The organism is Aeromonas sp. QDB25 (genome assembly GCF_027707725.1).
GTDB lineage: Bacteria > Pseudomonadota > Gammaproteobacteria > Enterobacterales > Aeromonadaceae > Aeromonas > Aeromonas caviae.
In genome coordinates, this window is record NZ_JAPCIZ010000003.1 from 48,896 (window position 1) to 63,410 (window position 14,515).

The following is a 14,515-nucleotide window of genomic DNA, read 5'->3' on the forward strand; positions in this document are numbered from 1 at the left end:
GAGCAGATACACCTTGCCTCTCGGCAAGGTCTCACTTACAGCCGACTTGCGTCAACTGCCCGGCTGCCGGGTGCACTGCAGGATATGGGTGCACCGTAATGACGACAAACCGGCGAGAAGTTACTCCCCTTGTAAGGCGGATAGTAGCAGCGACAACCGCTGGCGCCAAGAGAGGATTTGATGGGCAGGCAAAAAAGAGGGGCGCCACCCGGGCGCCCCTGTCACGCTCCCATCCTCAGAGCGGGTCCACCTTGAGACAGGAAACCGCGTGGTCGAAGTTGCCCTCGAGCTGGGGCCGGGTCTTGGCGCACTCCGGACCTGCCACCGGGCAGCGGGTGCGAAACACGCAGCCGGAGGGCGGATTCATGGGGGATGGCAGGTCCCCTTCCAGGATCTGGATGACCTTGCTGCGCTCCAGATCCGGATCCGGGATGGGGACCGCCGACATCAGCGCCTTGGTATAGGGGTGCAGGGGATTGGCGAAGATCTCCTTGCCGGTCCCCAGCTCCACCGCGTTGCCCAGGTACATCACCAGCACCCGATCGGAGATGTGTTTGACCACTGAGAGGTCGTGGGCGATGAAGATGAGGGAGAGACCCATCTCCTTTTGCAGGGATTTGAGCAGGTTCACCACCTGAGCCTGGATGGAGACATCCAGCGCCGAGACCGGCTCGTCACAGATGATCATCTTGGGCTCGAGGATGAGCGCCCGGGCAATGCCGATGCGCTGGCACTGGCCGCCGGAGAACTCATGGGGGTAACGGTTCACCAGGTTCGGCAACAGACCCACCTTGGTCATCATGGCGCGCACCTTCTCCTTCACCTCTTCCCTTGGCAGGGTCGGGTAGAAGGTGATGAGGGGCTCGGCGATGATGTCCCCTATGGTCATGCGGGGGTTCAGGGAGGCCAGCGGATCCTGGAAGATCATCTGGATCTCCTTGCGCTTCTCCCGCAGGGCGTTCTGCTCGAGCTTGGTCAAGTCCTGCCCAAGCCACACCACCTTGCCGTCGGTGGCCGGTACCAGGCCGATGAGGGCACGGGCGAAGGTGGATTTGCCGCAACCGGACTCCCCCACTACGCCCAGGGTCTCCCCTTCGTAGAGGCGCAGGGTCACCCCGTCCACCGCCTTCAGGGCGGAGGGCTTGGCCCAGGGCCAGGCCTTGTCACTCTTGATATGGAAGTGAACCTTGAGGTCGGACACTTCCAGCAGCAGTTTCTTGTCAGTACCCATTTAGTTCACTCCCTTGATCATGGCATCCGATACCCAGTGGCACGCCCGCTCCCGACCGTCGTTGAACGGTGTCAGGATCGGCGATTGCTGGCCACAAATCTCGCTCACCCGGTGGCAACGCTCCTGGAAGGGACAGCCGGTGGGCAAACGCAGCAGGTTGGGCGGATTGCCCGGAATGGTGGGCAGCTCTTCCCCTTCGGTGTCGAGGCGGGGAATGGCGCGCAGCAAGCCTTCGGTATAGGGGTGGCTCGGGCGATAGAAGATATCGTTGACCCGGCCGTACTCCATGGTCCGGCCTGCGTACATCACCAGCACCTTGTCGCAGATGCCGGCCACGACGCCAAGATCGTGGGTGATCATGATGATGGCGGTGTTGAACTCGCGCTTGAGCTCGTTCATCAGGGTCATGATCTGGGCCTGTACCGTCACGTCCAGCGCCGTGGTCGGCTCGTCGGCGATGAGCAGCTGCGGCCGGCACAGGAGCGCCATGGCGATCATCACCCGCTGACGCATGCCGCCGGAGAACTCGTGGGGGTACATGTTCATCCGCTTGCGCGACTCGGGGATCTTCACCGCGTCCAGCATGCGCACCGACTCCTCGAAGGCGGCAGCCTTGGTCATCCCCTTGTGCAGCATCAGCACTTCCATCAGCTGATCCTTGACCTTCATGTAGGGGTTGAGCGACGTCATGGGGTCCTGGAAGATCATGGCGATCTTCTCGGAGCGGATCTTGTTGAGCTTGTGCTCCGGCAGATTCAGGATCTCGTCCCCCTGAAATTTGGCCGAGCCGGTGATGACACCGTTCTTGGCGAGTAGCCCCATGATGGCAAAGGCAGTCTGGGACTTGCCTGAGCCCGACTCCCCGACGATCCCCAGGGTTTCGCCGGCAGAAAGAGAAAAGTTGAGGTCGTTGACGGCCACCACATTGCCGTCCGGGGTCTTGAACTCGACCCGCAGATCTTTCACATCCAGTAATTTCATCTCAGTACTCCTTATCGCGCTGTCGTGATGGGGGCCTGCCCGTGGTGAACGCGGTGCGTTCCCTGAACGGGTCTGATGGCCCCTTGGCGTCTTGCCGGTCCCTGGGTATCAGCGATCCTTGGGATCCAGGGCATCACGCAGACCATCCCCGAGGAAGTTGAAGCAGAACAGGGTCACCACCATGAAACCGGCGGGGAACAGGAGTTGCCAGATGGCCACTTCCATCGACTTGGAGCCTTCATCCAGCAGGGCGCCCCAGCTGGTCATGGGCTCTTGCACGCCCAGACCCAGGAAGCTCAGGAAGGATTCGAACATGATCATCCCCGGCACCAGCAGGGTGGCGTAAACCGCCACTATGCCGAGCACGTTGGGCACGATATGACGGGTGATGATCTTCCACTTGGAGACGCCGCAGACGTGGGCCGCCTCGATGAACTCCTTGCTCTTGAGACTCAGGGTCTGGCCGCGCACGATCCGCGCCATGTCGAGCCAGCTCACCGCGCCGATGGCGAGGAAGATGAGGGCCAGATTGCGACCGAAGAAGGTCACCAGCATGATCACGAAGAACATGAAGGGGAAGGCGTTGAGGATCTCAAGCACGCGCATCATCAGGCTGTCGACGCGACCGCCGATGAAGCCGGACGCGGCGCCGTAGAGGGTGCCGATGATGACAGCCACCAGGGCCCCCATGATGCCGACCATCAGGGAGATGCGTCCGCCGAGCAGGGTACGCACGAACAGGTCGCGCCCCAGGCTGTCGGTGCCGAACCAGTGGCCGGTCTCCATGTCCGGGGCACTCTGCATGGCCCCCCAGTCCGGGTCATCGAACGTGTACTGGGACAGGTGGGGCCCCACGATCACCGCCAGACCGATGATGGTCAGGATGATGAGGCTGGTCAGGGCCGCCTTGTTGCGCAGGAAACGGCGACGGGCATCCTTCCACAGGGAGCGTCCTTCCACCACTTCCACTTTCTGGGCGAACGCCTCGACGGCTTCGCGCTTTTCAGTTGTGACTACCATGATGAACTCCCGGCTTAGTAACGGATCTTGGGATCGATGACGGCATAGAGAATATCGACCACGGCGTTAAAGGTGATGGTGAGGGCGCCGACCAGAATGGTCAGACCGAGCACCATGGAGTAATCACGGTTGAGGGCACCGTTGACGAACAGCTGGCCGATCCCCGGCAGGCCGAAGATGGTCTCGATGACCACGGAGCCGGTGATGATGCCCACGAAGGCCGGTCCCAGGTAGGAGACCACCGGCAGCATGGCCGGGCGCAGCGCGTGCTTGAGGATGATGTGACGCAGGGGCAGCCCCTTGGCGCGGGCGGTACGGATGAAGTTGGAGTTCATGGTCTCGATCATGCTGCCGCGCATGATGCGGGAGATGGCGGAGATGTAGTACATCATCATGCCGAACACCGGCAGTACCATGAACTGGGCGCCGCCCCCCTGCCAGCCTCCCGCCGGGAACCAGCCCAGATAGATACTGAAGAAGAGCACCAGCAGCGGTGCCAGCACGAAGCCGGGTATCACCACCCCGGCCATGGCCGACGACATCAACAGGTAGTCGATGAGGGTGTTCTGTTTCAGGGCCGCAATGGTGCCGAAGGTGACCCCCAGGGTCACTGCCAGCAGGAAGGCGACCGAGCCTATCTTGGCGGAGACAGGCAGGGCCTGGCTCACCAGATCATTGACGGTGAAGTCCTTGTATTTGAAGGAGGGCCCCAGATCCCCCTGGACCAGGTTGCCGAGGTAAGTGAGGTATTGCATGCCGATGGGCTTGTCCAGGCCATATTTGGCTTCGATGTTGGCCAGGACTTCCGGCGGCAGGGCGCGTTCGCTGGTGAAGGGGTTACCCGGGGCGAAGCGCATCATGAAGAAGGAGACGGTGATCAAGACCAGCAGAGTCGGGATCGCTTCCAGTAGACGTTTAAGGATGAATTTCAACATAGACATTTCCTGTCCTGTACTGCTTCCAAAGGGTCGCGGTTGTAATAAAGGCCCGCCGTCTGGCGGGCCCTGCTTGTTATGCGACTTGTTTCTTTACTCAGTGAGCAACGATGTACATGTCTTTGCTGTAGATGTTGTCCAGCGGGTTGGCCGGGTAGCCGCCCACGTAGGGCTTGACCATGCGGGAGGTCACGTACTGATAGATGGGGGCGATCGGCATGTCCTTGGCCAGGATCTCTTCGGCCTGGACATAGAGCTTGTTGCGCGCCTCGGCATCCACCTGGTTGCGGGACTCGCTCATCAGCTTGTCGAACGTCGGGTTGGAGTATTTGCCGTCGTTGTTGCCGTGAGTGGTCTGCATCAGATCCAGCATGGAGGAGGCTTCGTTGTAGTCCGCAATCCAGCCGGCGCGGCCCACGTCGAAGTTACCCTGCTTCTTGGTCTCCAGGTAGGTCTTCCACTCCTGGTTCACCAGGCTCACCTGCACGCCGAGCTTCTTCCACATGGAGGCGACGGCCACGGCCACCTTTTTGTGGTTGTCGTCGGTGTTGTAGAGCAGCTCGAACTTGAGCGGCTTGCCCGGGCCGTAACCGGCTTCGGTCAGCAGCTCTTTCGCCTTGGCATCGCGCTCTGCCTGGGTCAGCTTGGACCAGGCCGGCGCCACCGGCTTGAAGCCATCTACAAAGTCAGGCACGAGCGTGTAGCCCGGGGTTTCGCCCTTGCCCATCACCTTGTCGGCGATCACGTTGCGATCGATGGCATAGGAGAGGGCGGTACGCACCCGCACGTCGTCAAACGGCTTGTGCTTGAAGTTGTACTGGTAGTAGTAGGTGCCCACATAGCCGCTGACCTTTACTTCGTCCGGCAGCTCTTTCTTCATCTGCTTGAAGCGTTCGATGGGCATGTTGTAGGTCAGATCCACTTCGCCAGCCAGATAGCGGTTCAGCTCGGCGTTGGTGGACTGGATGGGCAGGTAGGTCACCTTGTTGATGACGGTCTTGCCGTTGTTCCAGTAGTTGGGGTTGCGCTCGACGTCGACGCGCTCGTTGACCACCCAGTCCTTCAGCACGTAGGCGCCGTTGGATACCATGTTGCCGGGCTGGGTCCACTTGTCACCGAACTTCTCGATCACCTTCTTCGGGACCGGATAGGTGGTGGTGTGGAAGAGCATGCTGACGAAGTAAGGCACCGCCTTCTCCAGCTGCACCTCGAAGGTATGATCGTCCACCGCCTTCACACCCAGAGTGTCGGCCGGCTTCTTGCCCGCGATGATGTCGGAGGCATTGATGATGGTCGGGATCTCCATGTACCAGGAGTAGGGAGAGGCCGTCTTGGGATCCACCGCGCGCTGGAAGGCAAAGACGAAGTCATGAGCGGTGACGGGATCCCCGTTGGACCACTTGGCATCCTTGCGCAGGTGGAACACGTAATGTTTGTTGTCCTTGGTTTCCCAGGACTCGGCGACGCCGGGCAGGGTCTCACCCTTGGGGCCGGAGGAGACGAGACCTTCGAACAGGTCACGCAATACGTTGGATTCGGGGGTACCTTCCACTTTCTGGGGATCCAGGGTGGCGGGTTCGGAACCATTGCCTTTCACCAGGGTTTGCTCGGGAGCAAGCTTGGTACCGGCGGGGACATCGGCGGCGTGAGCCAGGGTGGCGCCACCGAAAAGTGCAGTCAATAAAAGGGTATTAATAATTGTTTTTCTATGAGTCATTTCCATACTCCAACAAGAACATTCCATGCATTTGTTATCCACGAGACAAACACCTCGCTGCCCGCATAATTCCCTGACAATTCTGATAATGCAATAGATATCATCAGGAACAGGCCGCTTTCATGGTCAAAAAAACAACTTAAAACCATTTATTCAGCATTTAAATATCCCGCAGCGGTCATTTTTCGTACAAGGCCGCTCGATTCTAGGAAATGACCAACAAAAAAGAAACAATAAAAAGCCGGTCACAAGGACCGGCTCCGACAAAAACGGACCTGGCTCACACCAGACCGGGGAAGACTCCCTTGATGCCCGCCACGATGATCTCGATGCCAAGGGACATCATGATGAGACCCATGATACGGGTCACCACGTTGATGCCGGTGTTGCCCATCAGCTTGAACAGCAGGGGAGCGGCGCGGAAGATGAGCCAGGAGCAGCAGGCAAACGCCACCACCACCACGAACATGCCGGCCATCTGGGGCAGGGTCTTCTGGCTGGCATAGACGATGGAAGAGGAGATGGCACCGGGTCCGGCCATCAGCGGCAGAGCCAGGGGCACCACGGCAATGGATTCACGCGCAGCCAGTTCACCCTTCTCCTGCTTGTTGTGCTTCACCTCCCCCAGCTTGCCCTGCAGCATGGACCAGGCGATCAGGGTGATCAGCGAGCCACCGGCAATGCGAAACGATGCCAGGGAGATGCCGAAACTGTCGAGGATGAGCTGTCCCATGCACATGGAGACCATCAGGATGATCATCACGGCAATGTGGGCGGTGGTGTTGGTCTTGCGTCGCTCCTCCGGCGACATGTGGCCCGTCAGGCTCACAAAAACCGGCAACAGACCCAGCGGGTTGATGATCGCAAACAGGCCGACGAAAAATTTCAGGTATAAAGAGAAGTCTATTGCTGCCATAGGCGCCATCCAGAACCAATACGAGCCACAAGGGGCCAGCCCCCAAACTACGCGTAAATTTACACCATGGCTTTTCCCTTCTCCAATCAAATAATCTCACCCTTACCGGGGCTTTTTAGTTAGTTCCGCTAATGTATCGACAAAATTCAACATATCGGGTTGTTAAGGGAGAGTGGCCACCATTAACATCGCCGGGTGCCATGACAGCGCGTTATATCAACCCTCAGCCAAGAAACGATATTTTCGGCAAATGGCACCCTTGCTTCTCACCACACCTGCTTGCCGCCCCCACCCGCTCCTGTGACCCCGATTTTGGCCTTTCTCACCCTGGTGCGGTGCCAGTGGGGCCGGCTGTGCAGAGGTGACAAGCTCCCTGCCACCGCCAGATGTGCTGTTTCGCCAGGGCGACTGGATGAAAACAACAACCCCTTTCTCAACATAAATGAAACGTCAGGGGGCTAGGCGTTCTGCCGCCATCACGGCGATACCGCCTCCCCCCATCCCGGTCAAGGCGAGCATTCATCGGATCCCCTTCCCTGAGCAGATATTTCAAGGGCGCGTGACAGCAGCTCGTGATGCCAAGAAAGGATGACACACTCCCGTAACATAGTGGTGCGATAAGGGGTGAAACAAAATTTCTTTTGTTCTTTTGTTACATATGATCCAGATCAATCTTTTCTGACACATCCCGACCCTATAATCGAGTCAGAAAACAGTTTACTAAGGCATGTAAATACCCCGTTATGGTGATTCTCGCCTTGACAAGGTGGCTATAATTGCCGGGCATTGCCAAGGTCTTACTAAACAGTTTTCAAATCATCAGGAGATAAACATGGCAGTAACCAATTTGGCTGAACTGGATGCACTGGTTGCCCGCGTCAAAGAAGCACAGCGTCAATTCGCCAGCTTCTCGCAAGAGCAGGTAGACAAGGTCTTCCGCGCCGCCGCTCTGGCCGCCAGCAACGCCCGTATCCCCCTGGCCCAGATGGCCGTGGCTGAATCCGGCATGGGTATCATCGAAGACAAGGTTATCAAGAACCACTTCGCCTCCGAATACATCTACAACGCCTACAAAGATGAGAAGACCTGCGGCATCCTCAGTGAAGATGACGAGATGGGCACCATCACCATCGCCGAGCCGGTCGGCATCATCTGCGGTATCGTACCGACCACCAACCCGACTTCCACCGCGATCTTCAAGGCCCTCATCTCCCTGAAGACCCGCAATGCCATCATCTTCTCCCCGCACCCCCGCGCCAAGAACTCCACCAATACCGCTGCCAAGCTGGTACTGGATGCTGCCGTGGCTGCCGGTGCGCCGAAAGACATCATCGGCTGGATTGATCAACCCTCCGTCGAACTCTCCAACGCCCTGATGCGTCACGACGACATCAACCTGATCCTGGCCACCGGTGGCCCGGGCATGGTGAAGGCCGCCTACTCCTCCGGCAAACCCGCCATCGGCGTGGGTGCGGGCAACGTGCCCATCGTAATCGACGAAACCGCCGACGTGAAGCGTGCCGTCGCCTCCATCCTGATGTCCAAGACCTTCGACAACGGCGTGGTCTGTGCCTCCGAGCAGGCTGTCATCGTGGTCGACTCCATCTACAACCAGGTCAAGGAGCGTTTCGCGACCCACGCCGGCTACATCCTCTCCAAGGACGAAGCGGACAAGGTGCGTAAAGTGCTGCTGATCAACGGCGCCCTGAACGCCGACATCGTGGGCCAGCCTGCCACCAAGATCGCCGCCATGGCCGGTGTGACCGTGCCTGCCACCACCAAGATCCTCATCGGTGAAGGTCTGGAACTCTGCGCGGAAGACGAGTTCGCTCACGAGAAACTCTCTCCAACGCTGGGTATGTTCCGTGCCAAGAACTTCGAAGAAGCCGTCGAAATGGCCTGCGACATGGTCAACATCGGTGGTATCGGCCACACCTCCGGTCTCTATACCGACCAGGATCGCAATGCCGACCGCATCAAGTACTTCGGCGACAAGATGAAGACCGCCCGTATCCTCATCAACACCCCCTCCACCCAGGGTGGTATCGGTGACCTGTACAACTTCGCGCTGGCCCCGTCCCTGACCCTGGGTTGCGGCTCCTGGAGTGGTAACTCCATCTCCGAGAACGTCGGTCCCAAGCACTTGATCAACAAGAAGACAGTCGCAAAACGGGCAGAAAATATGCTGTGGCACAAACTTCCGAAATCCATCTACTTCCGTCGTGGTTCCCTGCCGATCGCCCTGGGCGACCTGGAAGGCAAGAAGCGCGCCATGGTGGTGACCGACCGATTCCTGTTCAACAACGGCTATGCCGATGAAGTGGTTCGCCTGCTCAAGAAGCTGAACATGGAAGTGGAGATCTTCTACGAAGTGGAAGCCGACCCCACCCTGTCCGTGGTCCGCAAGGGCGCCGAGATGGCCAACTCCTTCAAGCCGGACGTGATCGTCGCCCTGGGTGGTGGTTCACCCATGGATGCCGCCAAGATCATGTGGGTCATGTACGAGCACCCGAATACCGCGTTCGAAGACCTGGCCATGCGCTTCATGGACATCCGCAAGCGTATCTACAAGTTCCCGAAAATGGGCGTGAAGGCCGAACTGGTCTGTATCACCACCACGTCCGGTACCGGTTCTGAAGTGACCCCGTTTGCGGTCGTGACCGACGACGCCACCGGCATGAAGTACCCGCTGGCCGACTACGAGCTGACCCCGAACATGGCCATCGTGGATGCCAACCTGGTGATGGGCATGCCCAAATCCCTGTGTGCCTTCGGTGGTATCGACGCCGTGACCCACGCCATGGAAGCCTATGTCTCCGTGCTGGCCAACGAATACTCCGACGGTCAGGCGCTGCAAGCCCTGAAACTGCTGAAGGACTACCTGCCCTCCAGCTACATCAACGGCGCCAACGACCCGGTTGCCCGCGAGAAGGTGCACAACGCCGCCACCATCGCTGGTATCGCGTTTGCCAACGCCTTCCTGGGTGTGTGCCACTCCATGGCCCACAAACTGGGTGCGGAGTTCCACATCCCCCACGGTCTGGCCAACGCCCTGCTGATCAGCAACGTCATCCGCTACAACGCGAACGACAACCCGACCAAGCAGACCGCGTTCTCCCAGTACGACCGTCCGCAGGCTCGCCGTCGCTACGCCGAAGTGGCTGACCACCTGGGCCTGACCGCTGCCAGTGACCGTACCGCCGCCAAGATCGAGAAGCTGCTGACCTGGCTGGACGAGCTGAAGGCCACCCTGGGGATCCCGGCCTCCATCCGCGAAGCCGGCGTGAACGAAGCGGACTTCCTGGCCAAGGTAGACCAGCTGGCCCTGGAAGCCTTCGATGACCAGTGCACCGGCGCCAACCCGCGCTACCCGCTGATCACCGAGCTGAAAGCCATCCTGATGGACACCTACTACGGCCGTCCCTTCATCGAGGAAGCCCCTGCTGCCGCCCCGGTTGCAGCCAAGGTCGACACCAAGGTGGACAACAAGAAAAAATCCAAGGCCTGATAAACGCCACGGATGACAAGAGCCCGCGCACATGCGCGGGCTTTTTTGTTTGTCTATCTGTTTAATTTTGCTAGCTTGTTGATAGGCAAATTCGACAGAAGAGCTAGTCCATGGCGCTGATACAGGCCTCCATCGAGCAGTTGAGAGTCGGCCACTACATCCATCTTCCCACGGGATGGACGAGCCACCCTTTCATGTTCAACGCCTTCAAAATCAAGGACCAGCAGCAGCTCGACATCATCCGCCACCTCGACCTGACCCTGCTGATGGTGGATCCCGACAAGAGCGATCTGCCGGTAGAGCCCCTGCTGCGGGCCGAACCCGTTCCCTCTCTTGAGATGAGCGACACCGGGGATACCGCCCCCTCTTCTGAGGGCCCCACCTTCGACGAAAAGGCGTTCAGGCGCTCCCTTCGCATCGCGGACAAGGCGTTCGGTCAATCCCTGTCAGATCTTCGCGACGCCCTTGGCGCCCTCAACCTCAAACCGGACGAAGGCCTGGCCAATACTGCGCAGATAGTGCGCAGCACCGCCGCCCGTCTGGCAGAACACCAGGGGCCGCTCGGTCTGCACCTCATCCGCAGCCAGAACACGGATACCCTGCTGCAACACAGCCTGAGCGTGGCCTTCATCGCCATGTTGATGGCACGGGAGCTTGGCATGAATCCCGTCGAGATCGAGGAGACCGGTCTGGCGGGCCTGCTCCACGACATCGGCGAGCTCAGGATCCCGAGCCAGATCATCCAGAAGCGGGGGGAGCTCAGCAAGGCGGAGCAGAATTTCCTCAACATGCACCCCCAGTACGGACTGGAGATGCTCAACCAGTTGCAGGCTTTCGAACCCAGGATCCGCGAGGTCGCCTACCTGCATCACGAACGCCTCGATGGCAGCGGTTTTCCCCTCGGGATCAAGGGCGACAAGATCCCCCCCCTCGCCCGCCTCATCGGGCTGGTGGATCACTATGACGAGCTGCTTCATCCGCGCAGCGGCCTCAACCCGCCGGGACCCAGCCAGGTGATCGGCCAGCTCTACAAGCTCTCCCAGAAGAAGTTCGAGCAAACCCAGGTCAGGTTGCTGATAAAGGTGCTGGGGGTCTATCCACCGGGTTCCCTGGTGCGCCTAGATGACGATGCCCTGGCCCTGGTGCTCTCCACCGAGCCCAGCATGCCCCTCAGACCCAAGGTGCTGCCCTACCTCAAGGGGCAGCGGCCGGAAGGGGTGGCCATGATCGATCTGCGGGAAGATGCGCGAAGCATCGTCGCCACCCTCAGACAGGAAGAGCTGGACGACGCGCAACGCGCCTTTTTCGGTCTGGGTCGGCGGGTATGTTACTATTTCGCCTTCTGAGTTATCCCCAGAAGCTGGGGATAACTCATTGGACAAACCTGAATAATTGCTCAGGTCCCCTCGAAATCGTCCACCATTGGAGCTGGATAAAAAACGCCCAGCCGATGGCCGGGCGGAGCATGCCACCTCCGTGTGGCGTATCCGGTGGATACCTTCATGCTCGCATCAGCAATATCAAGCGGGCACCGATTACACAAATATCAATTTAACGTGCTGATTTTATATGGTTTTATTTTTCCATTCTGGCAAACTGCCGCAGCGTTCAGCCCGCAGCCCGCATCAAGACGGGCTCAGGCTCACCCTGCGTCATGACAACGCCCGGCTCCGGCGTGGTGTTTGAGGAAGCTTTTTTATGCAACTAGTCCTCTCTCTGCTCCAGCAGATGAGCGTCAGCCTGGTCATCGCCTACCTTTTTTCCAAAAGCCCCCTGTTGCGTCCCCTGGCCAACTACTCCGTCAGGCTGCCCCACAAGGTGCTCATCTATGTCATCTTCTCCTGCTTTTGCATCCTGGGAACCTATGTGGGCCTCGACATCGATGACGCCATCGCCAACACCCGGGCGGTCGGTGCCGTACTGGGGGGACTGCTGGGCGGCCCCCTGGTGGGATTCTTGGTGGGGCTGACCGGCGGCCTGCACCGCTATACTCTGGGGGGGTTCACCGATCTCGCCTGCGCCATATCCACCACCTGCGAAGGCTTGCTGGGGGGGCTGGTTCACTGGCGGCTGATGCGGGCAGGCAGGGTCAATGACCTCTTTGCGCCCAGGGTCGCCTTCTTTACCACCTTCGTGGCCGAGATCATGCAGATGGTGATCATCCTGCTGGTCGCCACCCCCTTCGACAAGTCCCTGCTGCTGGTGCGCACCATCGCCACCCCCATGATCCTCGCCAACTCCTGCGGGGCGGCGCTCTTCATCAGCATGATCCGCGACCAGCAGCGGATGTACGAAAAGTTCTCCCGGGTCTTCTCCGCCAAGGCGCTCACCATCGCCAACCGTACCGTCGGCATCATGAGCCAGGGGTTCACTCCGGAGGCCAGCGGCAAGATAGCCCATATCGTTCAGGAAGAGACCGGCGTCGGCGCCGTCGCCATCACGGACACCGACAAAATCCTCGCCTTCATCGGCACCGGGGAAGATCACCACAAGCCGGGCACCCCCATCACCTCGGCGATCACCCTGCAAGCCATCGCCCAGAACAAGGTGCTGTTCGCCGATGGCAACAGCCAGCCCTATCGTTGCAGCATCTCCCCCCAGTGCCAGCTCGGCTCCGTGCTGGTGATCCCCCTGCAGGGTGACGAGGGGGTGATCGGCACCATCAAACTCTATGAGCCCAAGAAGCGGCTCTTCCTCAAGATCAATCACACCCTGGGAGAAGGGATCGCCAACCTGTTGTCCCAGCAGCTGCTGGCAGGCCGCCTGGAGCAGCAGCAGCGCCTGCTGGTGCAATCCGAGCTCAAGCTGGTACAGGCACAGATAAACCCCCACTTCCTGTTCAACACCCTCAACACCATCAGCGCCATTACCCGCCGCGATCCGGGACGGGCACGGGAGCTGCTGCTGCACCTCTCCCGCTTCTTTCGCAACAACCTCAAGCGCCAGAGCGGCCTGACCACGCTGCGTGAGGAGCAGGAGCACTGCCTCTCCTACCTGGAGATAGAGCAGGCCCGCTTTGGCGAGCGGCTCACCGTCATCAACGAGATCCCGCCCCACCTTGCCGAGGTGCAACTGCCGAGCTTCACCCTGCAGCCCCTCATCGAGAATGCCATCAAGCACGGCATCTGCTCCCTGCTGGGAGAGGGGCGACTTCGCCTCTTCGCGAGGGAAACCCCCGAGGCGATCACCCTTTGCGTCGAAGACAACGCCGGGGCCTGGCAACCATCCGGCCAGGGGGATGGTCTGGGGATGAGCCTGGTGGACAAGCGCCTCAAGAGCGCCTTTGGCGAGCGCTATGGCATTGACGTCCAGTGGGAGCCGGAGCAATGGACCCGGGTCTCCCTGACACTCCCACGACAACCCCGCACCACCGCCAAGGAGATGACATGATCCGCACCCTGATCGTCGATGACGAGCCCTATGCCCGCGAAGAGCTGGCAGAGCTGCTGGCCAGCGATCCCGACATCGAGATCCTGGGCATGGCGGGCAACGCCATCGAGGCGCTCGGCCTCATCCAGCAACTCAAGCCGGATGTGGTGTTTCTCGATATCCAGATGCCCAAGCTCAGCGGCATGGAGCTGGTGGCCATGCTCGATCCCCTGCCCCGCATCGTCTTTGTCACCGCGTTCGACGACTACGCCATCCAGGCCTTCGAGGAGAACGCCTTCGACTACCTGCTCAAGCCGGTGGAGCCGGCGCGCCTCGCCAAGACCCTGGCGCGGCTCAGGCAGGACATCACCCCGCAACCGGTCGGGACCCTGGCCCCGACCATCCACCATATCCCCGGATACCTGCACAACCGGGTGCGGCTGCTCCCAACCTCCCAGGTGGAGTACGCCTTCTCCGATCTCGGCGGCGTCCATGTCGCCTGCCAGGGCGAGCTGTTTCACACCCAGCTCACCCTCAAGTCCCTGGAGGAGAAGACCCCGCTGCTGCGCTGTCACCGCCAGTATCTGGTGGCCCCGGCCGCCATCTTCGAAATCCGTTTGCTGGAGAATCAACTGGCGGAGATCGTGACCCCGAGCGGGGCCCGGGTACCGGTCAGCCGCCGCTACCTCAAGGAGCTAAAAGACGAGCTGGGACTGGAATAAAACGGGGCGCGATGTGCGCCGGATCACAGCGGACAACCGCTCGGGTCGCCATGTCGCCGCTCACCCCCTTTCACCTGCCGTTAACAGAAGTCCCCCCCTACACTGGCTGCGCACAC

Annotated in this window: 10 protein-coding genes; 4 read left to right on the forward strand and 6 right to left on the reverse strand. The window is 60.0% G+C overall.

Annotated features, from left to right (window positions below):
* Nucleotides 1–235: 235 nt before the first annotated feature.
* From oppF to PG883_RS01800, 6 genes are all read right to left on the reverse strand, one after another.
* On the reverse strand, nt 236–1,231 hold the full coding sequence (gene oppF, locus PG883_RS01775; protein WP_010674333.1) for a murein tripeptide/oligopeptide ABC transporter ATP binding protein OppF: 996 nt from the start codon (nt 1,229–1,231) through the stop codon (nt 236–238).
* Nucleotides 1,232–2,212 (reverse strand): ABC transporter ATP-binding protein, encoded by a 981-nt coding sequence (locus PG883_RS01780; RefSeq protein WP_039038983.1) that lies wholly within the window; start codon nt 2,210–2,212, stop codon nt 1,232–1,234.
* A gap of 108 nt (nt 2,213–2,320) precedes the next feature.
* Complete coding sequence (oppC, locus tag PG883_RS01785; RefSeq protein WP_010674331.1) at nt 2,321–3,232, reverse strand: oligopeptide ABC transporter permease OppC; 912 nt, start codon at nt 3,230–3,232, stop codon at nt 2,321–2,323.
* 14 nt (nt 3,233–3,246) lie between these two features.
* The gene (gene oppB / locus PG883_RS01790; protein WP_010674330.1) at nt 3,247–4,167 is read right to left on the reverse strand and encodes an oligopeptide ABC transporter permease OppB; all 921 of its coding nucleotides are present in this window, start codon (nt 4,165–4,167) and stop codon (nt 3,247–3,249) included.
* Between the two features lie 97 nt (nt 4,168–4,264).
* The gene (locus tag PG883_RS01795; RefSeq protein WP_270806899.1) at nt 4,265–5,884 is read right to left on the reverse strand and encodes an ABC transporter substrate-binding protein; all 1,620 of its coding nucleotides are present in this window, start codon (nt 5,882–5,884) and stop codon (nt 4,265–4,267) included.
* A gap of 280 nt (nt 5,885–6,164) precedes the next feature.
* A complete protein-coding gene (locus PG883_RS01800) occupies nt 6,165–6,800 on the reverse strand; it encodes a YchE family NAAT transporter (RefSeq protein ID WP_010674328.1) in 636 nt (211 codons plus the stop codon).
* Nucleotides 6,801–7,632: 832 nt separating this feature from the next.
* Here PG883_RS01800 and adhE point away from each other — a divergent pair.
* From adhE to btsR, 4 genes are all read left to right on the forward strand, one after another.
* Nucleotides 7,633–10,308 carry a bifunctional acetaldehyde-CoA/alcohol dehydrogenase gene (adhE, locus tag PG883_RS01805; protein ID WP_244081935.1) on the forward strand — a complete coding sequence of 892 codons (2,676 nt, stop codon included), beginning with the start codon at nt 7,633–7,635 and terminating at the stop codon, nt 10,306–10,308.
* A gap of 110 nt (nt 10,309–10,418) precedes the next feature.
* Nucleotides 10,419–11,654 carry an HD-GYP domain-containing protein gene (locus PG883_RS01810; RefSeq protein WP_143237402.1) on the forward strand — a complete coding sequence of 412 codons (1,236 nt, stop codon included), beginning with the start codon at nt 10,419–10,421 and terminating at the stop codon, nt 11,652–11,654.
* A 352-nt stretch (nt 11,655–12,006) separates the two neighbouring features.
* Entirely contained in the window at nt 12,007–13,698 is a 1,692-nt protein-coding gene (locus tag PG883_RS01815; protein WP_041212838.1) for a sensor histidine kinase, read from the forward strand.
* A complete protein-coding gene (gene btsR / locus PG883_RS01820) occupies nt 13,695–14,399 on the forward strand; it encodes a two-component system response regulator BtsR (RefSeq protein WP_010674324.1) in 705 nt (234 codons plus the stop codon). The genes PG883_RS01815 and btsR overlap by 4 nt, the downstream gene beginning before the upstream one ends.
* The last annotated feature ends 116 nt before the right edge of the window (nt 14,400–14,515 follow it).